This is a genomic window from Pseudomonas sp. JL27(2026) (assembly GCF_056933555.1).
The window spans coordinates 5312501-5336263 of sequence record NZ_CM167794.1; the positions used below are offsets into that span (position 1 = coordinate 5312501).

Consider the following 23763-nt stretch of genomic DNA (forward strand, 5'->3'; position numbering starts at 1 on the left):
AACCATACAAGAACGCAGCCCAATTACAAGTTTTGCCCGGCGTACGGACGCCAATCCACGCACAGAACGTCCGCAGACTTGCTTCAAGAATGATTTGGTTATATTTTATACAGTTATTTCATCTTCATCATGTCATTCATCTTTTCCAATTCATCTTTTTCAAAGTCAAATTACCTATGACCACTGAACCGTCTAAAGCGCCGCCGCTTTATCCGAAGACCCACCTGCTCGCTGCAAGTGGTATCGCCGCCCTCCTCAGCCTGGCGCTCCTGGTATTCCCTTCCAGTGATGTAGAAGCCAAAAAGACGACGCTGAGCCTTGAACTGGAAAGCCCTGCTGAACAACTGACACAAGATCAAGACGCTGCCGACGCCGCACAAGCCACAAATGAGCCGGTAGAGTCACCCTTCGCACAGATCGAAAACAGCGCCGACGAGACCCAGAAAACAGCTCAAGCACCTGCTGCGCCAGCCATTGAAGAGAAGAAAGCGCCAGGCCACCGCGAAGTGATTGTTGCCAAGGGCGATACGCTTTCCACCCTGTTTGAAAAGGTTGGGCTGCCGGCTACCGCCGTGCATGAGGTGCTGGCCAGCGACAAGCAGGCCAAGCAATTCACTCAACTGAAACACGGTCAAAAACTCGAGTTCGAACTCACCCCCGACGGCCAGTTGAACAACCTGCACAGCAAAGTCAGCGACCTTGAAAGCATCACCCTTACCAAAGGCGCCAAAGGCTTTGCGTTCAACCGCATTACCGCCAAGCCCACCGTACGCTCTGCTTATGTTCACGGCGTGATCAACAGCTCGCTCTCGCAGTCCGCCGCCCGAGCCGGCCTGTCTCACAGCCTGACCATGGACATGGCCAGCGTGTTTGGCTACGACGTCGACTTCGCCCAGGATATTCGCCAGGGTGACGAGTTCGATGTGATCTACGAACAGAAAGTCGTAAACGGCAAAGCCGTCGGCAACGGCCCGATTCTGTCCGCCCGCTTCACCAACCGCGGCAAGACCTACACCGCCGTGCGTTACACCAACAAACAAGGCAACAGCAGCTACTACACTGCTGACGGCAACAGCATGCGCAAGGCGTTCATTCGCACCCCCGTGGACTTTGCCCGTATCAGCTCGCGCTTTTCCATGGGCCGCAAACACCCGATTCTGAACAAGATCCGCGCCCACAAAGGCGTCGACTATGCAGCGCCACGCGGCACGCCGATCAAGGCAGCCGGCGACGGCAAAGTACTGCTGGCCGGTCGTCGCGGTGGTTATGGCAACACCGTGATCATTCAGCACGGCAACACCTACCGCACCCTGTACGGCCACATGCAAGGCTTTGCCAAAGGCGTGCAGACTGGCGGCAACGTCAAGCAAGGCCAGGTTATCGGCTACATCGGCACCACCGGCCTCTCCACAGGCCCGCACTTGCACTATGAGTTCCAGGTAAACGGCGTACACGTTGACCCGCTGGGCCAGAAGCTGCCGATGGCAGACCCGATTGCCAAGGCCGAACGCTCACGTTTCCTGCAACAGAGCCAACCACTGATGGCACGCATGGATCAAGAGAAGGCCACCCTGCTGGCCTCGAGCAAACGTTAAGCCATGGCGCTCTATATAGGTGTGATGTCCGGGACCAGCCTCGACGGCCTGGACATTGCGCTCATCGAGCAGGCCCCGGCGATCGAGCTGATCGCCACGCATTACATTCCCATGCCTGACACCCTGCGCGCCGAGCTGCTTGGCTTGTGCGCCAGCGGCCCCGACGAGATTGCCCGCTCCGCCATCGCCCAGCAGAACTGGGTGAAACTGGCCGCACAAGGCATCAACAGCCTTCTCGTCGAGCAACACCTCAAACCCAATGACATTCGCGCGATTGGCAGCCATGGCCAAACCATTCGCCACGAGCCTGCACGCGGCTTCACAGTGCAGATCGGCAATCCCGCGCTACTGACCGAACTGACCGGGATCACCGTCGTCAGTGACTTCCGTAGCCGGGACGTCGCTGCTGGCGGGCAAGGTGCCCCACTGGTTCCAGCCTTTCATGAAGCCTTGTTTGAAGAGCGTAGGGGCAACCGCGCAGTCTTGAATGTCGGCGGCTTCAGCAATCTGAGCCTGATTGAGACCGGCAAGCCTGTTTCAGGCTTTGACTGCGGCCCCGGCAACGTCTTGCTGGATGCCTGGATTCACCAGCAACGCGGTGAAACCTTCGACCGCGACGGCCAGTGGGCAGCCAGTGGCAGGGTAGAACCTGTTCTGCTGAACGCCTTGCTCAGCGACCCGTTCTTCCTGACAAAGGGCCCTAAAAGCACAGGTCGTGAAGTGTTCAACCTGCACTGGCTGACACATCACCTGGCCAATCTGCCTGCATTTGCCGCACAAGACGTACAAGCCACGCTGCTTGAGCTGACCGCCCAGACCATCGTCGAGTCGTTGCAAGACGCACAAGCCGACACGCAAGAGCTGCTGGTCTGCGGCGGTGGCGCCCACAACGCCACACTGATGGGCCGCCTTGCCAGCCTGTTGCCCAACGCGAAAGTCAGTAGCACAGCCGCTTATGGTGTAGACCCGGACTGGGTCGAAGCCATGGCCTTCGCCTGGCTGGCACATTGCTGCCTTGAAAGCATCCCGGCCAACCGCCCAAGCGTCACTGGCGCTCGTGGCTTGCGTGTACTCGGCGCCATCTACCCCGCTTGATCGCCAGACAGCAAAACGCCGCAAAGCCGTGAGGCAATGCGGCGTTCTGTTATGCGGTGAAGTGCGATCAGATCGAGAACGAAGAGCCGCAACCACATGTCGTGGTGGCATTCGGGTTCTTGATCACGAAACGCGAACCTTCCAGACCTTCCTGATAATCCACCTCGGCACCTGCCAGGTACTGGTAGCTCATCGGGTCGACCACCAGGCTCACGCCTTCGCGCTCGACGATCGTGTCGTCATCGGCCACATCCTCATCGAAGGTGAAGCCGTACTGAAACCCTGAACAACCGCCGCCCGTAACGAATACGCGCAGCTTCAAGCGATCATTACCCTCTTCATCGACCAGGCTCTTCACCTTGTGCGCGGCACCTTGGGTGAATTGCAAAGCCGTGGGGGTGAAGGATTCGACGCTCATGCTGACTATCTCCCGGCGTTACGCCGCCATAATGCGTGATGACGCGCATTATCCGCTTCTCCCAGAAAATCGGTCAACTATTGTTACGGTATAGCAATCAGCAGAAGCACTCTCACAGAAAGCAAAAAGGCCCGAATAACGGGCCTATTTGCTGCAAGGAATAATACTTACGGCAACATACCGGCGTGGGACAGGCCCAGGCGCTCATCCAGACCAAACAGGATGTTCAGGTTCTGTACCGCCTGCCCCGACGCCCCTTTGACCAGGTTGTCGATGACTGACAGTACGACGACCAGGTCGCCATCCTGTGGACGATGAACCGCGATACGGCAAACGTTGGCGCCACGCACGCTGCGGGTTTCCGGATGGCTGCCGGCTGGCATCACGTCGACGAACGGTTCATTGGCGTAACGCTTTTCGAACAGCGCCTGCAAATCCACAGAACGGTCGACAACAGTCGCGTACAGCGTGGAGTGAATGCCGCGAATCATCGGCGTCAGGTGCGGGACGAAAGTCAAACCAACGTCCTTGCCCGCCGCACGACGCAGCCCCTGGCGAATCTCCGGCAAGTGGCGATGCCCTTTGACGGCATAGGCTTTCATGCTCTCGGAGGTTTCAGAGTACAGCGAACCCACGCTGGCGCCCCGACCGGCGCCGCTGACGCCCGACTTGCAGTCCGCAATCAGGCGCGACGTATCGGCCAGACCGGCTTCGAGCAACGGCAGGAAACCCAGCTGGGTGGCGGTTGGGTAGCAACCCGGAACCGCGATCAGCCGCGCTTGCCTGATCTGCTCGCGATTGACTTCCGGCAAGCCGTAAACCGCCTCCTCCAGCAGCTCTGGCGCGCCGTGCGGCTGACCGTACCATTTAGCCCATTCGTCAGCGTCCTGCAGACGGAAGTCTGCCGACAGGTCGATGACCTTGGTTCCGGCCGCGAGCAGTTCGCCGGCCAGCGAATGTGCAACGCCGTGAGGGGTGGCGAAGAACACCACATCGCAAGCGCCCAGGGTCTTGATGTCTGGAACGCTGAATGCCAGGCCGTCGTAGTGGCCTCGCAGGTTCGGGTACAGGTCAGCGACTGGCAGGCCAGCCTCGGATCGGGAAGTGATGACAACCACTTCAGCTTGCGGATGCTGTGCCAACAGACGCAGCAGTTCGACACCGGTGTAACCCGTGCCGCCGACGATACCGACCTTGACCATAAACCTGCCCTCAACGAACCCACTGGAAAGCCGTCGATAATAGGGTGCGCTCTGCCCTGCGACAACCGTCAAGATGACGTACGCAGGCTCAAGCCTCTACTATTCGGACTACCGTGAACCTGGGAATAACTAAAAATGCTTTATCTGTGGCTCAAAGCTTTTCACATCATCAGTGTTGTCTGCTGGTTTGCCGGCCTGTTTTACCTGCCGCGCCTGTTCGTTTACCACGCTCAAAGCGAAGACAGCATCAGCAAGGAGCGCTTCAGCCTCATGGAGCGCAAGCTGTATCGCGCGATCATGGGCCCGGCAATGATCGCTACCCTGATCTTCGGCGGCTGGCTGATCAGCCTTAACCCCAGCGCCTACTTCGGCCAGGGTGGCTGGATGCACGCCAAGCTGACGCTGGTGGTGATCCTGATCGGTTACCACCATATGTGCGGTGCGCAGGTGAAGCGTTTCGCCCGTGGCGAAAACACCCGCAGCCATGTCTTTTATCGCTGGTTCAATGAAGTGCCGGTTCTGATATTGCTGGCTATTGTAATTCTGGTTGTAGTACGGCCGTTCTAAATCTTACTAGTCGCCATTTATCGGGGTACTTCCAATGTCGCTGCCCGCTTTGCTCGAACAACGTTTGCGCCTGCCCGTGGTGGCCGCGCCGATGTTCCTGATTTCCAACCCGCAACTGGTGCTCGCCTGTTGCCGCAATGGCGTGGTGGGGAGTTTTCCAGCCTTGAACCAACGCGAAAGCAGCGGTTTCAAGGCGTGGCTTGAGGAAATCGAAGCGGGCCTGGCCACACTGGAAAACCCGGCGCCGTATGCGGTGAACCTGATCGTGCACCACAGCAACCCGCGACTGGAAGCTGACCTCGCGATCTGCGTCGAGCATAAAGTGCCGATCGTGATCACCAGCCTCGGCGCGGTGAAAGAGCTGGTCGATGCGGTGCACAACTATGGTGGGCTGGTGTTTCATGACGTGACAACCCGTCGCCATGCGGAAAAAGCCGCCGAGGCCGGGGTCGACGGCTTGATCGCCGTCGCCGCGGGAGCCGGCGGTCACGCCGGAACCTGGAGCCCGTTCTCACTGATTGCCGAGATTCGTCAGTTCTTCGACAAAACCCTGCTGCTGGCCGGTTGCCTGAACCACGGGCACGAGATTCTCGCCGCACAACTGCTCGGCGCGGACCTGGCCTACTTCGGTACGCGCTTCATCGGCACCACCGAAAGCCGCGCACCTGACGCCTACAAAGAGATGCTGCTGACCTCCAGAGCGGCCGACATCGTCCATACTCCAGCAGTGTCCGGCGTACCTGCAAGCTTCATGCGCCAAAGCCTGTTGAACGCCGGTTTTGACGTCGACGCGCTGCAAGGCAAAGGCAAGGTCGACTTCGGCTCGAAACTCAAACCGCTGAGCGACGAAGCCAAAGCCTGGAAAACCGTATGGTCTGCCGGCCAGGGCGTCGGTGAAATTGACGACCTGCCAAGCGTCGATGAACTGGTGGCTCGACTGGACGCTGAGTACCGCAAGGCACAGGAACACGCAGCACAACTGCCAAAACGCTGGCCGCGCTGACCCACCGAAGGGGGCCAACCCTTGCGGTTGGCTACACCTACGATGGGCGACACGGAGGCCCGATGAACGAACGCCGATACAAGATCGTCTTCGACGGGACTCTGTTGCCAGGCGTTGATGTCACAACCGCCAGGCTCAACCTGGCCGAGCTGTTCAAGTGCGATGTCCGCGCGGTTGATCGGCTGTTTACAGGCAAACCGGTTGCGCTGAAACGTGACGTATCGCATGCAGAGGCTCAGACTTACCTGGCTGCGCTGTCGAAAACCGGCATTGAGGCCCGCCTGGAACCTGAGCCCGTCCCCGAGCCGAGCCTGCAGAAGCTCAAAACCGTTACACCCGCCCCAGACGATGAATCCCCTTACAGCCCTCCACGCTCCGCGGTCGGCGAAACCTTGCCGGAGTTTTGCGAACTCAACATTTTCGGCCTGCAGGGCCGCATTGGTCGCCTGCGTTTTCTGGCCTGGGTGCTGGTGATGCTGCTGGTCGCTTCCAGCCTTTCTTCAGTGATTTTCCTCATCATATTCAGCGCTGACCTGCTTATACCGGGCAGCCTGCTGCTGTTCGCCCTGACGCTGGCCTTCCTTTACGCGACCATCACGATTACCGTGCAACGCCTGCACGACCTGGACTGGTCTGGCTGGTTGTGGTTTTTGTATCTGGTGCCGGTGATCGGCAGCATTTTGCCACTGCTGCTAGCGGCGCTTCCCGGTACGTCGGGGCCCAACCGTTATGGTGCCCCTGCGCCACCGAACAGCCTTGCCGTCAAAGCGCTGTGCGGGGTCTGGCTGGGATTGGTAGCGCTGGGTGTCATTGGCACAATCGCGGGTGGCATAGCGGCCTTCAGGCATGAATACGAGTACAGTGCCGCCGCACAACCTGTTGAGCCAGACGCCGAGGCGCAAGCTGCCCAGCCCCCTGTAGACTATGAGAAAGAATAAACGCGTTTCGCCTGCGGCATCGTTGTCCGCAAGCTGTGAGCCGTTGCGATGGAGAACTGCATGACCCGTTACGCTCTGATCACTGGCGCCTCCAGCGGCATAGGCCTGGCCATGGCCGAAGCGCTGGCGCGGCGCGGTCGCAGCCTGATCCTGCTGGCCCGCCAGCGTGATCAGCTGGAAAGCATTGCGATCGAACTGACCCAGCGTTTTGGCGTCGAGGTGCTGTTTCGTGCGTGCGATCTGGGCGAACCGCTGCGCCTGTCCGGCTTTCTGCTGGAACTCGAAGAAGGTGACCGGCAGATCGATCTGCTGGTCAACTGCGCTGGCATCGGCACCTGCGGCCCGTTCCTGGCTCAGGACTGGATGACCGAGCAAGACCTGATCGAGGTGAATATCCTGGCTCTCACCCGCCTGTGCCACTCCATCGGCAACAGCATGGCGCTACAGGGTGGTGGGCAGATCCTGAATGTCGCCTCGGTTGCGGCCTTCAATCCCGGCCCCTGGATGAGCACCTACTACGCCAGCAAAGCCTATGTACTGCACTTCTCTGAAGGTTTGCGGGTCGAGCTGAAAAAATGTGCGGTCAAGGTTTCGGTACTTTGCCCTGGCCCGACGCGCACCGCGTTTTTTCGCACCGCTCAACTGGACACCGAAAAGCTCACCCACAGCAACTTGCTGATGAGTCCCGAGGAAGTTGCCCTCTACACCGTACGGGCGCTGGAAAAGAACCGCGCAATCATCATTCCCGGACGCCGGAATCGCTGGTTCGCGTTTTTGCCTCGGCTTGGTTCCCGCTGGCTGACCCGAACCATCGTCGGCATGGTCAACAAAGCCTACTGCCCGCGCTAACCCATCTCGGACAAGGGACTGGGCGCGGGCGCGCTGCCTGAGTACACTCGGTCCGGACCCACTCAACGGAGAAACAGCTGTGGATACTCTGTTCACCAAGATCATCAACAGAGAAATACCCGCCAAGATCATTTACGAGGACGACCAGGTACTGGCCTTCCACGACATCTCCCCACAGGCACCGGTACACTTTCTGGTTATCCCGAAGAAAGCAGTCCGTACGCTCAATGACCTTACCGAAGACGACAAGGCATTGGCCGGGCACCTTCTGTTCACCGCTCAGCGCCTGGCCCTGGAATTGGGTTGCGAAGAAGGCTTTCGGGTGGTCATGAACTGCAATGAGCTGGGTGGACAGACCGTCTACCACATTCATATGCACGTACTCGGTCAACGCCAGATGAACTGGCCGCCGGGCTGATTGCCAGACTGGCTCGGATTTTCCGTGACGAGGGAGCTTGCTCCCGCTGGGCTGCACAGCAGCCCTAAGGTCATTCACCGCGACCCTTCACCCGACCGGCTGACTTTACGACCGCTTCACGGCCGAGCGGGAGCAAGCTCCCTCGCCACAAAGCCAGTATCTGCCAATGCCTGATGGTCTTCTGCAATGACCCAGCGCAAACCTTACCCGGCCGATTGGGGTAAACTGGCCATCGAGATTCCTCCCGGAGGTCAGCATGACTACCCAACGTCACTACTCGCCAATTGACCGTCTTCTGTTGCAGGCCGACACCGCCATGCGCACCCTGCTGCCGTTCAGCGGCCAGCCGTATCGCCCGTCGCCGGCCATCGTGCAACCCGAAGCGCAAATGAGCGATGAAGACACCCGGCACGTAGCCGGCCTGATGCGCATCAACCATACCGGCGAAGTCTGTGCCCAGGCGCTGTATCAAGGCCAGGCCTTGACCGCCAAGCTGCCGCATGTGCGCGCCGCCATGGAACATGCCGCCGAAGAAGAGATCGACCACCTGGTCTGGTGCGAACAACGCATCCATCAATTGGGTAGTCACACCAGCGTACTCAACCCATTGTTCTACGGTTTGTCTTTCGGCATCGGCGCGGTTGCCGGGCTGATCAGCGACAAAGTCAGCCTGGGGTTTGTTGCCGCAACTGAAGATCAGGTGTGCAAGCACCTGAACGATCATCTTGAGCAATTGCCAGCCGAAGACGAAAAGTCCCGGGCCATTCTTGAACAAATGCGCATCGACGAAGAACACCACGCCGAAAGCGCGCTGGAGGCCGGCGGTTTCCGCTTCCCGGCACCGGTGAAGTTCGGCATGAGTTTGATGGCCAAGGTCATGACCAAGAGTACTTATCGAATCTGAAGTTTGCGTCGTTCTGTAGGGCCTATCGCGAGCAGGTTCGCGATAGGCCTCGCACGGTACATCAGACAAACAGACATAAAAAAGGCGACTACCGCAAAGTAGTCGCCTTTTTTGTACACGGAAAACTTAGGTCGGCATGTTGCGTGCGTAGAAGATTTCGAGCATTTCGTGCTTCACACGATCAGTCACTTGAACCCGCTGTTCGGCGGACAAGTTGCTGGTGGCATCGCCGAACAGGTAGTTGTCCAGTTCGAAGTCCTTGAGCAGCATCTTGGTGTGGAACATGTTTTCCTGGTACACGTTCACGTCAGTCATCTGGTAACCGTCGCGAGTGTCTTCGGAGAGGTAGTTCTGGATCGAGTTGATCTCGTGATCGATGAAGTGCTTCTTGCCTTCAACATCACGGGTAAAGCCACGGACGCGGTAATCCACGGTGACGATATCCGACTCGAACTGGTGAATCAGGAAGTTGAGCGCTTTAAGCGGTGAAATGACCCCGCACGTCGACACATCGATATCCACACGGAACGTTGCGATACCGTCCACCGGATGGATTTCCGGGTAGGTGTGCACCGTGATGTGGCTCTTGTCGAGGTGGGCCAGGATGATTTCGGGTATAGGACCCGGTGACTCTTCGATCTGGCTCTCGGTGGGGGTCACCGGCTCCTCAGAAATCAGAATGGTCACGCTGGCGCCTTGGGGATCGTAATCCTGACGGGCGATGTTCAGGATGTTGGCACCAATGATATCGACAACTTCCGTGAGGATCTGCGTGAGGCGTTCAGCGTCGTACATCTGGTTGATGTATTCGACGTACGCCTGCTGGTCTTGCGGGGTTTCCGCATAGCAGATGTCATAGATGTTGAAGCTCAAGGTCTTTGTCAGGTTATTGAACCCATGGAGCTTGAGTTTGCTTTTCACCGTTTAAAAACTCTCTATGTATTGCGGCCCGGCCGCGTGATCAAGCATGCCCGTCAGATGCGAACAACGCACCTGCGTAGGACGGTTAACACCTCTTCGCGATGGCGATTTTGGTTATCTGTTCGGGTGAGTGACCTGCCGGTTGACCGGCCACGACCCTGAAAAAAGTGGCGCATTATGCAGACGTCAGCGTGGGATCGCCAGAGTCTGCACTGCTTTTATGATAGTTGAATGTCGATTCAACCGAGCTCGATGATCTCGTAGTCGTGGGTGATAACGACACCCGCCGCGCCGAGCATGATCGACGCCGAGCAATACTTCTCGGCCGACAGCTCGATGGCCCGTTTGACCTGGGCTTCTTTCAGCGCACGGCCCTTGACCACGAAGTGCATGTGGATTTTGGTGAAGACCTTGGGATCTTCCGTCGCGCGTTCGGCTTCAAGGAAGGCTTCGCAGCTCTCAACGGCCTGACGGGATTTCTTCAGAATGCTGACCACGTCGAAATTGCTGCAACCGCCTACACCCAGCAGGAGCATTTCCATCGGACGAACGCCCAGGTTCCGACCACCCGCTTCTGGCGGACCGTCCATGACCACCACATGGCCACTGCCGGATTCGCCGAGGAACATGGCTTCACCAGCCCATTGGATGCGTGCCTTCATCGCCAAGACTCCACTGTAAAAAAAGGGTCGCCAGCTTAGCACAGGGGCCCCGTCGGGCAGCGCCTCCCCTGCCTAGGACGGAAGCACCCACAGTGTAGGTAAATTCTCGAATCTTAAAGGAATGCGTCTGTTAAGCTGGCGCCAATTCAATGGCGCATGGCCAGCGCTCCAGCGACCGTCATCAGCCACACATAAAAAAAGCCAAACCACACCGTGCAGTCTTATCGGGATACAACCATGGTTGCTATTACCCCCATACCCAAGATCAAGAACCTCGACAAGCTGTTGATGCATTGCCAGCGCAAACGCTATCAGGCCAAGAGCAACATCATCTGTGCCGGTGATCGCTCGGACACGCTGTTCTTCATCATCAAGGGGTCAGTCACCATCCTGATCGAGGATGACGATGGGCGGGAAATGATCATTGCCTACCTGAACCCGGGAGACTTCTTCGGCGAGCTTGGCCTGTTTGAGCAAGCCGGCCAGGAACAGGAGCGCAGTGCCTGGGTGCGGGCCAAGGTGGAATGCGAAGTCGCGGAAATCAGCTACAGCAAGTTCCGCGAGCTGTCCCAGCAAGATCCGGACATTCTTTACGTACTCAGCGGACAGATCGCACAGCGGCTGCGTAACACCACGCGCAAGGTCGGCGACCTGGCGTTTTTCGACGTCACCGGCCGCGTAGCGCGTTGCCTGCTTGAGCTGTGCAAGCAACCCGATGCGATGACGCACCCGGACGGCATGCAGATCAAGGTGACCCGTCAGGAAATCGGCCGCATCGTCGGCTGCTCGCGGGAGATGGTCGGTCGTGTTCTCAAGGACCTTGAGGAACGCAACCTGGTGAATGTCAAAGGCAAGACCATGGTGGTGTTCGGCACCCGCTAAGCCTGCATCACTCCGGCCAGCATTTGCCGATACAAGGTGTCCAGCCGCCCGATGGCATCCGGGGCGGCAAACTGCTCATGCAAGGCGATGTGGCTTTCAGCGCGCACCCGCGCCTCCAGGCCACAGGCTTCATTGAAGCGGTTGACCGCCGCGACCATCGACGCTCGTTCGTCATCGAGCAACAACGCGCCATGCACCAGCCCCACCGGCCGTTGACCTCCCTTGCTCTGGCGCCAGCGCTGAGCGGTACCCACCATTTTGCGGCCGTCGAGGTTGACGTTGAAACGACCGTCACAAAAAGCCCCCTCAACCTCCCCCAGAGACGCCACGCCACCCAGCTCCGTCAGCAACGCGCAGATCGGATCGCATAAGCGCCTGTAGGCCGTTTCAATCCGCCCATGATCGCCTTCGCTGCGCGGTGGTGCATACACCAATGCGATATTGATGGTCGCGGCAGATTGAGGCACCGGCTCGCCCCCCGTTTCCCTTAGCAACACCGGCCAGCCGGCCGCTGCCGAGACTTCACATGCAGTCTCGAAACCGGGTAACCGGCTCAAGCGTCGCGGCATGACCAATGCCCGATCACTGGGCTGCCAGAACAATAAACCGAAGTCCGAATCGCCGGTGCAGACATGGGCCAACAGATCCTGTTCGGCGAGCAGGCCGGCTTCGGTGGTCAGAATGGTCGGCCGGGTCATGGACGACTCCGCAAGGTATGAGATTTTGGGGGATTTGAGTGCCCCTTCGCGAGCAAGCCCGCTCCCACATTTGAAATGCATTCCAATGTGGGAGCGGGCTTGCTCGCGAAAGGCGCGCCTCGGTTTGCCTGCCTGCACTCAGTCGAGTGTCGAACCGCTCACCGCAACGCCGCGTTCCGGGAAGAACAGCCGTTGCAGCTCGGCGCCCGGACTCTCGGCACGCATGAACGCCTCGCCGACCAGGAACGAATAGACGTCGCTGATTTCCATCAACTCGACGTCGGCCCGGTTGAAAATGCCACTTTCGGTGATAACCAGACGATCACGAGGGATGCGCGGCAACAGGTCGAGGGTGGTTTCCAGATTAACGTCGAAGGTGTGCAGATTGCGGTTATTCACGCCAACCAGTGGCGTGTCGAGGGTTTTCAAGGCCCGCTCCAGTTCGTCGCCGTCGTGGACTTCCACCAGCACATCCAGGCCTACGCTTTTGGCTACAGCCGCAAGCTCGGCCATTCTCACGTCATCCAGTGCCGCCACGATCAACAGCACGCAGTCGGCGCCCAGCGCACGGGCTTCAACGATCTGATACGGATCGACCATGAAGTCCTTGCGGATCACCGGCAACTTGCATGCTGCGCGGGCCTGCTGCAGGTAAATATCGGCGCCTTGGAAGTAGTCGATATCTGTCAGCACCGACAGACAGGTCGCACCGCCCTTCTCGTAACTCCTGGCGATCTCGGCCGGCACGAAGTGCTCGCGGATCACGCCTTTGCTCGGCGACGCTTTCTTGATTTCCGCGATAACCGCTGGCTGCTTGAGCTTGGCCTGAGCCAACAATGCCTTGGCAAAACCACGGGGTGCATCGGCCACCCTGGCCAGACTTTCCAGCTCCGCGAGGCTCACACGAGCACTGCGCTCAGCGACTTCTTCGGCTTTACGGGCCAGGATCTTTTCCAGAACCGTCGGCACACTCATGCCTCATTCTCCACTTTGAATACCGCGGTAAAGGCACCCAGCTCTTCGAGTTTTTCCCTCGCAAGACCGGTGTGCAGTGCATCGTGTGCCAAGGCAACACCCTCTCTCAGGCTACTCGCATGGTCGGCGGCGTACAGCGCGGCACCGGCATTGAGCACAATCATTTCTGCCGCTTTCTGCCCGTTCTCGGTCTTGCGGCGCCCCAGGGCATCGCGAATCAGTTCAAGCGAGGCGGCCGGGCTGTCCACCGCCAGGCCATGCAGGCTCTGGCTCTTCATGCCCAGGTCTTCCGGCTCGACCCAATACTCGGTGATCTGGTCATTCTTCAGCTCCGCCACGAAGGTCGGTGCCGCCAGGCTGAACTCGTCCAGCCCATCCTTGGAATGCACCACCAGCACGTGCTTGCTGCCCAGACGCTGCAAGACTTCAGCCAATGGCCGGCACAACGCCTGACTGAACACACCCACCACCTGATGTTTCACGCCGGCCGGATTCGTAAGCGGGCCGAGCATGTTGAACAGGGTCCGCAGGCCCAGGTCGCGACGCGGGCCGGCAGCGTACTTCATTGCACTGTGGTGAGACTGGGCAAACATGAAGCCGATGCCGACGTTATCGATGCAGCGCGCCACCTGAACCGGCGTCAGGTTCAGGTAGATCCCGGCCGCTTCCAGCAAATCGGCGCTGCCGCTTTTGCCCGACACCGCACGGTTGCCGTGTTTGGCCACGGTGCAACCGGCCGCCGCGACGACAAACGACGAAGCGGTCGAGACGTTGAAAATGTTTGCACCGTCGCCGCCGGTGCCGACCACGTCGACCACACCGTCGAGGGTCTTGAGTTCGACCTTGTCGGCCAGTTCGCGCATGACCGAAACAGCGCCGACGATCTCGTCGATGCTCTCGCTCTTCATGCGCATGGCCATCATGAACGCGCCGATCTGCGCGTCGCTGCATTGCCCGGTCATGATTTCGCGCATGACATCGCGCATTTCATCAGTGCTCAGGTCGAGGTGGCCGACAATACGGCTCAGGGCAGTCTTGATATCCATGGAAAGTCCTTAGCGCGTGCCGCCGGTTTGTTTGAGGAAGTTGGCGAACAATTCGTGGCCCTGCTCGGTGAGAATCGATTCGGGGTGGAACTGTACCCCTTCGATGTTCAGCGTCTTGTGACGCAGGCCCATGATTTCGTCGATGGAGCCATCTTCAAGCTGTGTCCAGGCGGTCAACTCAAGGCAATCGGGCAGGGTGTCGCGCTTGACGATCAAGGAATGATAGCGGGTGACGGTCAATGGGCGGTTCAACCCGGCAAACACACCCTTGTCCTCGTGAAATACCGGGCTAGTCTTACCGTGCATGACTTGGCGGGCACGCACGACATCGCCGCCAAATGCCTGGCCGATGGACTGATGCCCCAGGCACACGCCGAGAATCGGCAGCTTGCCGGCGAAGTATTTGATGGCCTCGATAGACACCCCGGCCTCGGTCGGAGTGCACGGGCCGGGCGATACGACGATGCGCTCAGGCTTGAGGGCCGCGATTTCGGCGACGGTCAGTTCGTCATTGCGAACCACTTTGACCTCCGAGCCCAGCTCGCCGAGGTACTGCACAACGTTGTAGGTAAAAGAGTCGTAGTTATCGATCATCAGCAACATGGTGGTTAAAACCTCTTGAATTCACTGAATGTATTACGGCCTTCGAATGATTTACCCGCAGCGTGCTGCGCAGTCGGTTGCTGGAACAGAACCAGCAACAGCGACATTTCATACGGGTAAAGAAGGCAAATCGGTACAGGTCCGGCCAGGCCGGCAGAGAAAATCAGGCACGCCAACGCCAACGCCAACGGGCGTGGGCCTTGATCACTTGATTCAAGAGTTTGCTGACGATCAACACGGGGAAGGTCTCATTCATACGTTCCGGCACAGTAACTTAGCAGGGCGCGGGGTGCAATATGGCTCGACACTGGCAATCGAAGCAGCCTTTAGCCATAGCTAAAGCGCAAAAGTTTTTGGTACTGTCGTTTCGTTCCCTACAACAATAAATAAACGGACTTGCTCATGATCAGACAGACGTTGTTTGTGCCGCTTGCTGGTTGTCTTCTCGCGATGGCCTGTGCCCAGGCGATCGCATCGCCCGCCCCCTATTCAAAATTCATCGTCTTTGGCGACAGCCTGAACGATGCCGGACAGTTTGCTGATCCGGGCGGGCCGGCGGGCGCGACCGAGCGGTTCACCAACCGCGTCGGGCCGAACTACAAGGATGGCAGCGGCGAAGTTCGCGCGGCCAACTCGACGCAGTTGCTGGGCGCAAAACTAGGGTTCTCCGCTAACGACACCGCCGCCTCCACCTCGGCGACCCGCGCCAGCCAGGGCCTGCCGGACGGCAACAACTGGGCCGTAGGCGGTTACCGGACCGACCAGATCCTCGATTCGATCACCACCACCTCGGACACCGGCGACCGCAGCCGCCCCGGCTATCTGCCGAGTAACAACTTTCGCGCCGATCCGAACGCCCTGTATTACCTTTCCGGTGGCGGTAACGACTTCCTTCAGGGCCGGGTCGTCAGCCTCGACCAGGCCAACGCCGCCGCCGGTCGGCTGGTCGATAGCGTACAAACGCTGCAACAGGCCGGCGCCAAGTACATCATGGTCTGGTTGCTGCCGGACTTGGGCCTGACCCCGGCGATCAACGGCAGCCCACTGCAGGCGTTCACGTCCCAGCTCAGCGGCCAGTTCAATACCGAGCTGGTGCGCCAACTCCAGACGGTCAATGCCGAAGTCATTCCGCTGAACATTCCTGTGCTCTTGAAGGAAAGCTTCGCCGACCCGGCCCGATTCGGCCTGGCCGCCGACCAGAACCTCACCGCCACCTGCTTCAGCGGCGACGGCTGTACGGAAAACGCCAGATACGGCATCAACAGCGCAACACCGGACCCGACCAAGCTGATTTACAACGATTCGGTCCACCCCACCGAAGCCGGGCAACGGCTGATTGCCGATTACGCCTACTCCTTACTGTCTGCGCCGTGGGAACTGACTCTATTACCAGAAATGGCCCACGGCACCTTACGTGCGCATCAGGACGAACTGCGTAACCAATGGCAAGCCGATTGGGAAAACTGGCAAGCGGTGGGTCAATGGCGCGCCATCGTTGCCGGGGGTGGCCAGCATCTGGACTTTGATGATCAAGCCAGCGGCGCGAGTGGTGATGGTAGCGGCTACAACCTGAATGTCGGCGGCAGCTATCGCCTCAATGAGGCCTGGCGGGTCGGTGTCGCGGCGGGGTTCTATCGTCAGACCCTTGAAGCGGGCCACAACGATTCGGACTACAAACTCAACAGTTACCTGGGCACCGCATTCGCCCAATTCCAGCAAAACCGCTGGTGGGCGGATGCCGCGCTGACCGGTGGCAAACTGGACTACGACAACCTCAAGCGCAAATTCGACCTGGGCGTCAGTGAAGGTGCGGAAAAAGGCGATACCGACGGCAGCCTCTGGGCCTTCAGCGGCCGACTGGGCTACGACATCGCGCAACAGGCGAGCAGCCCATGGCACCTGTCACCGTTCGTCAGCGCCGATTACGCACGGGTGGAAGTCGATGGTTACTCGGAGAACGGCGCCCATTCCACCGCGCTGACATACGATGACCAGACACGCACCTCCAAACGCCTGGGCGTCGGCTTGCAGGGCAAGTACCAGATCACGCCGCAAACCCAAGTGTTTGGCGAAGTGGCGCATGAGCGCGAATACAACGACGACACGCAAAAGCTAAAGATTGCACTCAACAGCCTGCCCGCCAACGACTTCACGCTGGAGGGTTACACCCCGCAGACCAATCTGAACCGCCTGAACCTGGGCGTCAGCCACAAACTCACCACGGACCTGGCGCTGCGTGCCAGCTACAACATCCGCAAGGATGACGACTTCACCCAACAAGGCATCAATGTGGGTGTCAGCCTGGACTTCTAAACCGCAGGCAATAAAAAACGCGGCGCCCTCACAGGCGCCGCGTTTTTTTATGGCCACCGCTCTTGTGGCGAGGGAGCTTGCTCCCGCTGGCCTGCGAAGCAGGCCCGATTACGACTGCTTCGCAGCCGAGCGCGAGCAAGCTCGCTCGCCACAGGTCAGTTTTGTGGGGTTTGCTCGGCCAAAGCCACGGCGCGGAACATGGCGCGACGCTTGTTCAGGGTTTCTTCCCACTCCAGCGCCGGTACCGAGTCCGCGACGATGCCGCCACCAGCCTGCACGTGCAGTTCGCCGTTCTTGATCACGGCAGTACGGATCGCAATCGCGGTATCCATGTTGCCGTTCCAGGCGAAGTAACCGACCGCCCCCCCGTAAACGCCGCGTTTAACCGGTTCCAGTTCGTCGATGATTTCCATCGCACGAATTTTCGGCGCACCCGACAAGGTGCCGGCCGGCAGAATCGCCCGTAGTGCGTCCATTGCCGTCAGTCCGGCCTTCAACTGGCCAGTAACGTTGGAAACGATGTGCATCACGTTGGAATAGCGCTCGATGACCATTTTCTCGGTGAGCTTCACCGAACCGATTTCCGAGACCCGGCCGGTGTCGTTGCGGCCCAGGTCGATCAGCATCAGGTGCTCGGCGATTTCCTTGTCATCCGACAACAGGTCCTCTTCAAGCGCCCGGTCGGCTTCTTCGGTCGCACCCCGTGGACGGGTACCGGCAATCGGGCGAACGGTGATCAGGTTGTCTTCAACCCGCACCAGTACTTCCGGCGAACTGCCGACGACATGGAAGTCGCCGAAGTTGAAGAAGTACATATAAGGCGTCGGGTTGAAGCACCGCAGCGCCCGGTACAGGTCAATGGGCGCCGCCGTGAAGTCGATCGACATGCGTTGCGACGGCACGACCTGCATGCAATCGCCCGCCAGGATGTACTCCTTGATGGTATCGACCGCTTTTTCGTAATCGCCTTGGGTGAAGCTGGAACGGAACACTGGATCAGCCGCGGGCTGCTGGCTCAAATCCAGGCCACGGCGTGGCGCGATGGGCTGACGGAGCGTTTCCAGCAACGCTTCCAGACGCGCCTGACCTTGCTCGAAGGCGTTGTCCTGCGACGGATCGGCCAGCACGATGGCGTGCATCTTGCCGGCGAGGTTGTCGAAAACCACCACCGCGTCGGAAACCATCAGCAGAATGTCCGGCACGCCCAGCGGATCGGGGTTCGGGCACTTGCCCAGACGCTTTTCCACATACCGCACGCAGTCATAACCGAAGTACCCCACCAGGCCACCATTGAAACGCGGCAGACCGGCGATGGTCGGCACGTTGTAACGAGCTTTGAAAGCTTCGACAAAGGCCAGCGGGTCGTCAACGTCAGCGGTTTCGATCTCGACACCGTCGTGGGTCACGCTGATGTGATGGTCATGCACGCGCAGCACGGTACGGCATGGCAAACCGATGATCGAGTACCGACCCCATTTCTCGCCGCCCTGCACCGACTCCAACAAGTAGGAGTTAGGCTGGTCAGCCAGCTTCAGGTAGATCGACAGCGGTGTGTCGAAGTCGGCAAGGGTTTCGCAGGCAAGCGGGATACGGTTGTAGCCGGCAGCGGCCAAACGCAGGAATTCTTCGCGGATCATGAGGTGCCTCGTGGCTTGAGGGTCTAACGGTCAGGTAGGCAAACGTGCCGGATAACCGGCCAGGAACAAGTCAGGCGCGCCAACGCCAGCGGGCCAGGGCCTTGATGACTTTCATCCAGAGTTTGCGAGTAACCACCACGATGGCGTTTCCAGAAGGAGGTTGAGCAACGTCGGGCAACGTTAGCTCAGCGGCTGGATCCAGGCAACCGGGAATTAGCGTGCGCAGATCGTCGATCACCAGCGCCGGGGATTCCTCGGCAATCGGCCGGCCGTGGTTGTAACCGTAGCTCAGGGCCACGCACTTCACGCCCGCCGCTTTCGCGGCCAGTACATCACTGCGCGAGTCACCGACGAACAGTGACTGGGACGCCGGAATATTCGCCATTTTCATGACGAAAAACAGCGCGGCCGGGTCGGGTTTTTTCTGCGGCAGGGTATCGCCGCCGATGATCCACTTGAAGTAACGGCCGATTTTCATTTGATCCAGCAACGGCGCGACGAAGCGCTCCGGCTTATTGGTGATCAGCGCCATCTCGACACCCTGCTTGTTCAGCCACTTGAGGGTGTCACGCACGCCGGGATAAACCACGGTCAGTTCATGGCCGTCTTCATAGGCGACGTTGAACAGTTCCAGCGCCTGCGCCGCTTCTTCCTCATCGACGCCTTGCGGGTCGATGTTGTTGGCCAGGGCCCGACGCACCAGCATGTGCACGCCGTTACCAACCCAGTCGCGCACCGACTCGATGCCGGCCGGTTCGCGCCCCAGTTTGAGCAGCATGTTATCCACAGCCGCCGCGAGGTCCGGAACCGAATCGATCAACGTGCCATCCAGATCGAACATTACCAGCCGCGGCAGACACCCCGGGAACAGCTGCTCAAAACCACTCATGGGCGAGCCAGTGCCAGTTCGCAACGCATCTTTTCAATCACCTCTTGGTAGTTCGGTGTATTGAAGATCGCCGAGCCGGCGACGAAGGTGTCGGCGCCCGCCTCAGCGATTTCGCGGATGTTGTTCACGTTCACGCCACCGTCGATTTCCAGGCGAATGTCACGGCCCGACGCATCGATCAGCGCACGCGCTTCGCGCAGCTTGTCGAGGGTGCCGGGGATGAACTTCTGCCCGCCAAAGCCCGGGTTGACGCTCATGAGCAGGATCATGTCGACCTTGTCCATCACGTACTTGAGTACGTCCAGCGGGGTGGCCGGGTTGAACACCAGGCCCGCCTTGCAACCGCCTTCGCGGATCATTTGCAGGGAGCGGTCGACGTGCAGAGTGGCTTCGGGGTGAAAGGTGATGTAGGTCGCGCCGGCCTCGATGAAGTCACCGATGATGCGGTCTACCGGGCTGACCATCAGGTGGGCGTCGATCGGTGCAGTAACGCCGTACTTGCGCAATGCCGAGCAGACCATCGGACCGATGGTCAGGTTCGGCACGTAGTGGTTGTCCATGACATCGAAGTGCACGAAGTCGGCGCCAGCGGCCAGGACGTTGTCCACTTCTTCACCCAGGCGGGCGAAGTCGGCGGAGAGAATCGACGGAGCAATTACGAAGGGCTGCATGACGCACCTTTTCTGAGCAAAATCACGATGGCGCGCATTGTATACCTCATGCTTTAGCGCGCGCACCGTGACGGCGATGATCAGTAAGCCGCTTGGTAGATCTTCTCGATATCGATGGCGCTCAGTGTGCGCGGGTTGTTGCGCATCAACCGCTCGATTCCCGCGGCCTCCAGGGCCATGGCCGGGATTGCCTCCTGCGGTACGCCAACGCTGTGCAGGCCTTGCGGGATTTCCACTGCGGCACAGAGTCGCGCCATCGCCTCGACGGCTTTATCTGCCGCCTCCTCCGCGCTCAACCCTGCCGTTTTTACACCCAGGGCCTCGGCGATGTCCTGCAGGCGCTCGGCGCACGCCAACTTGTTCCAGTGCATGACATGTGGCAACAGCAAGGCATTGCTGACCCCATGCGCAATATTGAAACGCCCGCCCAGCGGATAGGCCAGCGCATGCACCGCACCCACGCCGGCATTGCCGAACGCCATGCCGGCCATCAGGCTGGCGGTGGCCATGTCTTCGCGGGCTTGCAGGTTCAGCGGGTTGGCGTAAGCCTTGGGCAACGACCGGGCGATCAACTTGATGGCACCGATGGCCAGCGCGTCGGTAATCGCCGAGGCATTGAGCGACAGATAGGACTCGACGGCGTGCACCAGCGCATCGACGCCGCTGGACGCGGTCACGCTGCGTGGGCAGGTCAGGGTCATTTGCGGGCAGACCAGGGCAACGTCCGGCAGCAGGTAATCGCTGACAATGCCTTTTTTCAACTGCGCGGCCTTGTCGGAAAGTATCGCCACATTGGTGACCTCCGAGCCGGTGCCCGCCGTGGTCGGAATGGCGATCAGCGGCGGGCCTTTGCGCGGCACCTGATCGACGCCGAACAGGTCCTCCAGCGCGCCGTGATAACCGGCATACGCGGCAACACTTTTGGCAATGTCGATGGCACTGCCGCCGCCCAGGCCAATCAACCCGTCATGCCCGCCCTCGCGATAGGCGCGCATGCAGTCTTCGACGATGGCGATTTCCGGGTCGGGCAGCACCCGGTCGAATATTTCGTAAGTGCGCTCGCCCAACTGCGCCAACACCAGCTCCACCGTGCCGGATTTGACCAGCGCGGCATCCGTGACAATCAGCGGGTTATCGACATCCAGACGGGTCAGCTCGGCGGCCAGTTGCTCGATGGCGCCGGTGCCGGTGAGCAATTTGTGAGCAATTTTGAAAGAGGAAATACTCATGTACGCAGCCTCTTATAGGTGGGGGAGCTGGGCACAAGAGTAGCTGTAGATTGGCGTTTGTCTGCTATTGAGTCTGTGAATGAGCGGGCCGCCCCTAAAAGCTGTGGCGAGGGAGCAAGCTCCCTCACCACAAAAGCAGATCCTTACACCTGCGCCGTACGCAGTTTCTCGCTGCGCCCACGCAGCCATTCCAGGGTCAGCAGCAGGATCACCGAGAAGGCGATCAGCAGCGTCGCAGCGGCGGCGATGGTCGGGCTGAGGTTTTCGCGGATACCGCTGAACATCTGCCGAGGCAACGTCGCCTGCTGGGGGCCGGCAAGGAACAACGTCACCACCACTTCATCGAACGAGGTGGCAAAGGCAAACAGTGCACCGGAGATCACACCGGGAGCAATCAACGGCAAGGTCACCCGACGGAACGCCGTCAGTGGCGAGGCGCCAAGGCTGGCCGCCGCCCGCACCAGGTTCTGGTTAAACCCCTGCAAGGTCGCCGACACCGTGATGATGACGAACGGCACACCCAACACCGCATGCACAACGATCAGCGAGATATAGCTGTTGCCAAATCCCAGTGGGGCGAAGGTCAGGTAACTGGCCACGCCAATGATTACCACTGGCACCACCATCGGCGAAATCACCAGCGCCATCACCAGCGCCTTGCCGGGGAAGTCGCCACGGGTCAGGCCAATCGCCGCCAGTGTACCGAACACCATCGCCAGCGCTGTCGCCGCCGGGGCCACTATCATGCTGTTCTTCAGCGAGCGCATCCATTCGGCTGACGCAAAGAAGTCCTGATACCAATGCAACGAGAACCCTTGCAACGGATACACCAGAAAACTCCCCGAGTTAAACGACAGCGGGATGATCACCAGCACCGGCAAAATCAGGAACAACAGGATCAGCCCGCAAAGAATGCGCAAGCTGTAGAACCACACCCGCTCAACGGGCGACATATACGGACTGAGCATTTCGATTCTCCCCTTAGCTCAAGCGCAGGCGGCTTGCGCCCACCAGCCAGCTGTAAATCAGATAGAGCACGATGGTCGCCAGGAGCAACAGCCCGCCGAGCGCGGTCGCCATGCCCCAGTTGATGCTGGTGTTGGTGTAGAAGGCGACGAAGTAGCTGACCATCTGGTCGTTCGGGCTGCCGAGCAGCGCCGGGGTGATGTAGTAACCAATCGCCAGAATGAACACCAACAGGCAACCGGCACCGACACCGGCATAGGTCTGCGGGAAGTACACCCGCCAGAAGCTGGCGAACGGATGGCAGCCCAGGGAAATCGCCGCGCGCATGTACGTGGGCGAGATGCCTTTCATCACGCTGTAGATCGGCAGGATCATGAACGGCAGCAGGATGTGCACCATCGAGATGTAGACCCCGGTGCGGTTGAACACCAGCTCCAGCGGCTTATCGATAACCCCCATGGCCATCAGCCCGCTGTTGATCAGGCCACCCGATTGCAGCAGCACAATCCACGCCGCCACCCGCACCAGAATCGAGGTCCAGAATGGCAGCAGCACCAGAATCATCAGCAGGTTACTTTGACGCGATGGCAGGTTGGCCAGCAGGTACGCCAACGGATAGGCCAGCACCAGGCAGATCGCGGTGATGATCAGACCCATCCAGAAGGTCCGGGCAAAAATATCGAGGTAGATCGCCTGGTCGGGCGTGGCCGGGGCCACTTCGCCGAGGTCATCGATCCGGTGATCGACCGCCGCCAGCAGGTAGAACGGCGTCAGGCTGCTGGTGTTGCGGCGCACCGCTTGCCAGTACGCAGGGTCGCCCCAACGCTCGTCGAGCGCTTCAAGGGCTTCTTTATAAGAGGCAGGCTCGGTGGCGAACGGCAATCCGCGCGCCGTTTTGGTCAGCAGGCTGCGGTAGCCGGCCAACTCCATGTTCAGGCGCTTGGACAGATCGCCCAGGGTTTGATTCTTGCGGGCCTCGGCCAGGTCTTCACTGGCAGCCTTGTAGACCGGGTCTGCCGGCAAACCTCGGCCGTCCCAGGTGGCAATGGCCGCCACGGTGCGCGGCATGCCGCCGACCACTTCAGGGTTGCCGACGCTTTTGTAGAGCAGCGCCACGATGGGCACCAGGAACACCAACAGCAGAAACAACACCAACGGCGCGATCAAGGCCTGGGCCTTCCAGCGGTTGACCCGCTCGGCACGCGCAAGGCGCTGCTTCAAGGTGGGGCTGGCGCCCTCGTTCAAGGGAACGGCGATGGCCATGGCGAACTCCGGAAATCTT

24 protein-coding genes are annotated in these 23763 nt (G+C 59.7%); 10 read left to right on the forward strand and 14 right to left on the reverse strand.

The window, feature by feature from the left end; translation table 11 throughout:
• Positions 1-176: 176 nt before the first annotated feature.
• Together AC1Z1G_RS24305 and AC1Z1G_RS24310 are read left to right on the forward strand one after the other, a co-directional pair.
• Positions 177-1595 (forward strand): peptidoglycan DD-metalloendopeptidase family protein, encoded by a 1419-nt coding sequence (locus tag AC1Z1G_RS24305; protein ID WP_483622838.1) that lies wholly within the window; start codon positions 177-179, stop codon positions 1593-1595.
• A gap of 3 nt (positions 1596-1598) precedes the next feature.
• A complete protein-coding gene (locus tag AC1Z1G_RS24310; protein WP_483622840.1) occupies positions 1599-2690 on the forward strand; it encodes an anhydro-N-acetylmuramic acid kinase in 1092 nt (363 codons plus the stop codon).
• Between the two features lie 67 nt (positions 2691-2757).
• On the opposite strand, the gene erpA is transcribed toward AC1Z1G_RS24310, so the two are convergent.
• A complete protein-coding gene (gene erpA / locus AC1Z1G_RS24315; protein WP_347902294.1) occupies positions 2758-3108 on the reverse strand; it encodes an iron-sulfur cluster insertion protein ErpA in 351 nt (116 codons plus the stop codon).
• Between the two features lie 167 nt (positions 3109-3275).
• Positions 3276-4310, reverse strand: coding sequence for an N-acetyl-gamma-glutamyl-phosphate reductase (argC, locus tag AC1Z1G_RS24320; RefSeq protein WP_483622842.1), 1035 nt, complete (start codon positions 4308-4310; stop codon positions 3276-3278).
• Between the two features lie 135 nt (positions 4311-4445).
• Between argC and hemJ the strand changes: the two genes are divergently transcribed.
• The 6 genes from hemJ (at position 4446) to coq7 (ending at position 8989) form a co-directional block, all read left to right on the forward strand.
• The gene (gene hemJ, locus AC1Z1G_RS24325; RefSeq protein WP_483622844.1) at positions 4446-4877 is read left to right on the forward strand and encodes a protoporphyrinogen oxidase HemJ; all 432 of its coding nucleotides are present in this window, start codon (positions 4446-4448) and stop codon (positions 4875-4877) included.
• A gap of 34 nt (positions 4878-4911) precedes the next feature.
• Entirely contained in the window at positions 4912-5880 is a 969-nt protein-coding gene (locus tag AC1Z1G_RS24330; protein ID WP_483622846.1) for an NAD(P)H-dependent flavin oxidoreductase, read from the forward strand.
• A 62-nt stretch (positions 5881-5942) separates the two neighbouring features.
• Positions 5943-6818, forward strand: coding sequence for a DUF805 domain-containing protein (locus AC1Z1G_RS24335; protein ID WP_483622848.1), 876 nt, complete (start codon positions 5943-5945; stop codon positions 6816-6818).
• Positions 6819-6878: 60 nt separating this feature from the next.
• Positions 6879-7667: an SDR family NAD(P)-dependent oxidoreductase gene (locus AC1Z1G_RS24340; RefSeq protein ID WP_483622850.1), complete on the forward strand. Its 789-nt coding sequence runs from the start codon at positions 6879-6881 to the stop codon at positions 7665-7667.
• Between the two features lie 79 nt (positions 7668-7746).
• On the forward strand, positions 7747-8085 hold the full coding sequence (locus tag AC1Z1G_RS24345; RefSeq protein WP_483622851.1) for a histidine triad nucleotide-binding protein: 339 nt from the start codon (positions 7747-7749) through the stop codon (positions 8083-8085).
• A 256-nt stretch (positions 8086-8341) separates the two neighbouring features.
• Positions 8342-8989: a 2-polyprenyl-3-methyl-6-methoxy-1,4-benzoquinone monooxygenase gene (gene coq7, locus AC1Z1G_RS24350; RefSeq protein ID WP_483622853.1), complete on the forward strand. Its 648-nt coding sequence runs from the start codon at positions 8342-8344 to the stop codon at positions 8987-8989.
• Between the two features lie 126 nt (positions 8990-9115).
• On the opposite strand, the gene speD is transcribed toward coq7, so the two are convergent.
• Positions 9116-9910 (reverse strand): adenosylmethionine decarboxylase, encoded by a 795-nt coding sequence (speD, locus tag AC1Z1G_RS24355; RefSeq protein ID WP_347902304.1) that lies wholly within the window; start codon positions 9908-9910, stop codon positions 9116-9118.
• Between the two features lie 239 nt (positions 9911-10149).
• Entirely contained in the window at positions 10150-10572 is a 423-nt protein-coding gene (locus AC1Z1G_RS24360; RefSeq protein WP_003194686.1) for an OsmC family protein, read from the reverse strand.
• 237 nt (positions 10573-10809) lie between these two features.
• Here AC1Z1G_RS24360 and crp point away from each other — a divergent pair, with 237 nt between their 5' ends.
• Positions 10810-11454 (forward strand): cAMP-activated global transcriptional regulator CRP, encoded by a 645-nt coding sequence (crp, locus tag AC1Z1G_RS24365; RefSeq protein WP_483622854.1) that lies wholly within the window; start codon positions 10810-10812, stop codon positions 11452-11454.
• Here the strand turns inward: crp and AC1Z1G_RS24370 are convergent.
• The 4 genes from AC1Z1G_RS24370 to AC1Z1G_RS24385 all read right to left on the reverse strand — a co-directional run bounded on the left by AC1Z1G_RS24370 (position 11451) and on the right by AC1Z1G_RS24385 (position 14776).
• Complete coding sequence (locus AC1Z1G_RS24370) at positions 11451-12152, reverse strand: lipoate--protein ligase family protein (protein WP_483622856.1); 702 nt, start codon at positions 12150-12152, stop codon at positions 11451-11453. The genes crp and AC1Z1G_RS24370 overlap by 4 nt on opposite strands.
• 138 nt (positions 12153-12290) lie before the next feature.
• Positions 12291-13127 (reverse strand): indole-3-glycerol phosphate synthase TrpC, encoded by an 837-nt coding sequence (gene trpC, locus AC1Z1G_RS24375; RefSeq protein WP_483622858.1) that lies wholly within the window; start codon positions 13125-13127, stop codon positions 12291-12293.
• On the reverse strand, positions 13124-14173 hold the full coding sequence (gene trpD, locus AC1Z1G_RS24380) for an anthranilate phosphoribosyltransferase (protein ID WP_483622860.1): 1050 nt from the start codon (positions 14171-14173) through the stop codon (positions 13124-13126). Before trpD ends, trpC begins: the two co-directional genes overlap by 4 nt.
• A 9-nt stretch (positions 14174-14182) precedes the next feature.
• A complete protein-coding gene (locus AC1Z1G_RS24385) occupies positions 14183-14776 on the reverse strand; it encodes an aminodeoxychorismate/anthranilate synthase component II (RefSeq protein WP_483622862.1) in 594 nt (197 codons plus the stop codon).
• 402 nt (positions 14777-15178) lie between these two features.
• On the opposite strand from AC1Z1G_RS24385, the gene estP reads away from it, so the two are divergent.
• Positions 15179-17089: an esterase EstP gene (gene estP, locus AC1Z1G_RS24390; protein ID WP_483622864.1), complete on the forward strand. Its 1911-nt coding sequence runs from the start codon at positions 15179-15181 to the stop codon at positions 17087-17089.
• A gap of 155 nt (positions 17090-17244) precedes the next feature.
• Here estP and trpE read toward each other — a convergent pair whose 3' ends face one another.
• From trpE to AC1Z1G_RS24420, 6 genes are all read right to left on the reverse strand, one after another.
• The gene (trpE, locus tag AC1Z1G_RS24395; protein ID WP_483622866.1) at positions 17245-18726 is read right to left on the reverse strand and encodes an anthranilate synthase component I; all 1482 of its coding nucleotides are present in this window, start codon (positions 18724-18726) and stop codon (positions 17245-17247) included.
• Positions 18727-18796: 70 nt separating this feature from the next.
• Complete coding sequence (locus AC1Z1G_RS24400) at positions 18797-19615, reverse strand: phosphoglycolate phosphatase (RefSeq protein WP_483622868.1); 819 nt, start codon at positions 19613-19615, stop codon at positions 18797-18799.
• Positions 19612-20286 carry a ribulose-phosphate 3-epimerase gene (rpe, locus tag AC1Z1G_RS24405; protein ID WP_483622870.1) on the reverse strand — a complete coding sequence of 225 codons (675 nt, stop codon included), beginning with the start codon at positions 20284-20286 and terminating at the stop codon, positions 19612-19614. The genes AC1Z1G_RS24400 and rpe overlap by 4 nt, the downstream gene beginning before the upstream one ends.
• A gap of 80 nt (positions 20287-20366) precedes the next feature.
• Complete coding sequence (locus AC1Z1G_RS24410; protein WP_483622872.1) at positions 20367-21515, reverse strand: iron-containing alcohol dehydrogenase; 1149 nt, start codon at positions 21513-21515, stop codon at positions 20367-20369.
• Between the two features lie 143 nt (positions 21516-21658).
• The gene (locus tag AC1Z1G_RS24415) at positions 21659-22483 is read right to left on the reverse strand and encodes an ABC transporter permease (protein WP_483622874.1); all 825 of its coding nucleotides are present in this window, start codon (positions 22481-22483) and stop codon (positions 21659-21661) included.
• 13 nt (positions 22484-22496) lie between these two features.
• The gene (locus AC1Z1G_RS24420; protein WP_483622876.1) at positions 22497-23744 is read right to left on the reverse strand and encodes an ABC transporter permease; all 1248 of its coding nucleotides are present in this window, start codon (positions 23742-23744) and stop codon (positions 22497-22499) included.
• Between the last annotated feature and the right edge of the window lie 19 nt (positions 23745-23763).

Bases quoted from the DNA above. Each gene is read 5' to 3' on its own strand.
- AC1Z1G_RS24360 (WP_003194686.1), bottom strand. From the start codon at position 10,572: ATGAAGGCACGCATCCAATGGGCTGGTGAAGCCATGTTCCTCGGCGAA.
- argC (WP_483622842.1), bottom strand. From the start codon at position 4,310: ATGGTCAAGGTCGGTATCGTCGGCGGCACGGGTTACACCGGTGTCGAA.
- AC1Z1G_RS24370 (WP_483622856.1), bottom strand. From the start codon at position 12,152: ATGACCCGGCCGACCATTCTGACCACCGAAGCCGGCCTGCTCGCCGAA.
- rpe (WP_483622870.1), bottom strand. From the start codon at position 20,286: ATGCAGCCCTTCGTAATTGCTCCGTCGATTCTCTCCGCCGACTTCGCC.
- AC1Z1G_RS24385 (WP_483622862.1), bottom strand. From the start codon at position 14,776: ATGTTGCTGATGATCGATAACTACGACTCTTTTACCTACAACGTTGTG.
- AC1Z1G_RS24340 (WP_483622850.1), top strand. From the start codon at position 6,879: ATGACCCGTTACGCTCTGATCACTGGCGCCTCCAGCGGCATAGGCCTG.
- AC1Z1G_RS24415 (WP_483622874.1), bottom strand. From the start codon at position 22,483: ATGCTCAGTCCGTATATGTCGCCCGTTGAGCGGGTGTGGTTCTACAGC.
- AC1Z1G_RS24420 (WP_483622876.1), bottom strand. From the start codon at position 23,744: ATGGCCATCGCCGTTCCCTTGAACGAGGGCGCCAGCCCCACCTTGAAG.
- crp (WP_483622854.1), top strand. From the start codon at position 10,810: ATGGTTGCTATTACCCCCATACCCAAGATCAAGAACCTCGACAAGCTG.
- erpA (WP_347902294.1), bottom strand. From the start codon at position 3,108: ATGAGCGTCGAATCCTTCACCCCCACGGCTTTGCAATTCACCCAAGGT.
- AC1Z1G_RS24310 (WP_483622840.1), top strand. From the start codon at position 1,599: ATGGCGCTCTATATAGGTGTGATGTCCGGGACCAGCCTCGACGGCCTG.
- trpD (WP_483622860.1), bottom strand. From the start codon at position 14,173: ATGGATATCAAGACTGCCCTGAGCCGTATTGTCGGCCACCTCGACCTG.
- trpC (WP_483622858.1), bottom strand. From the start codon at position 13,127: ATGAGTGTGCCGACGGTTCTGGAAAAGATCCTGGCCCGTAAAGCCGAA.
- trpE (WP_483622866.1), bottom strand. From the start codon at position 18,726: ATGATCCGCGAAGAATTCCTGCGTTTGGCCGCTGCCGGCTACAACCGT.
- AC1Z1G_RS24410 (WP_483622872.1), bottom strand. From the start codon at position 21,515: ATGAGTATTTCCTCTTTCAAAATTGCTCACAAATTGCTCACCGGCACC.
- AC1Z1G_RS24400 (WP_483622868.1), bottom strand. From the start codon at position 19,615: ATGAGTGGTTTTGAGCAGCTGTTCCCGGGGTGTCTGCCGCGGCTGGTA.
- AC1Z1G_RS24335 (WP_483622848.1), top strand. From the start codon at position 5,943: ATGAACGAACGCCGATACAAGATCGTCTTCGACGGGACTCTGTTGCCA.
- AC1Z1G_RS24330 (WP_483622846.1), top strand. From the start codon at position 4,912: ATGTCGCTGCCCGCTTTGCTCGAACAACGTTTGCGCCTGCCCGTGGTG.
- hemJ (WP_483622844.1), top strand. From the start codon at position 4,446: ATGCTTTATCTGTGGCTCAAAGCTTTTCACATCATCAGTGTTGTCTGC.
- coq7 (WP_483622853.1), top strand. From the start codon at position 8,342: ATGACTACCCAACGTCACTACTCGCCAATTGACCGTCTTCTGTTGCAG.
- estP (WP_483622864.1), top strand. From the start codon at position 15,179: ATGATCAGACAGACGTTGTTTGTGCCGCTTGCTGGTTGTCTTCTCGCG.
- AC1Z1G_RS24305 (WP_483622838.1), top strand. From the start codon at position 177: ATGACCACTGAACCGTCTAAAGCGCCGCCGCTTTATCCGAAGACCCAC.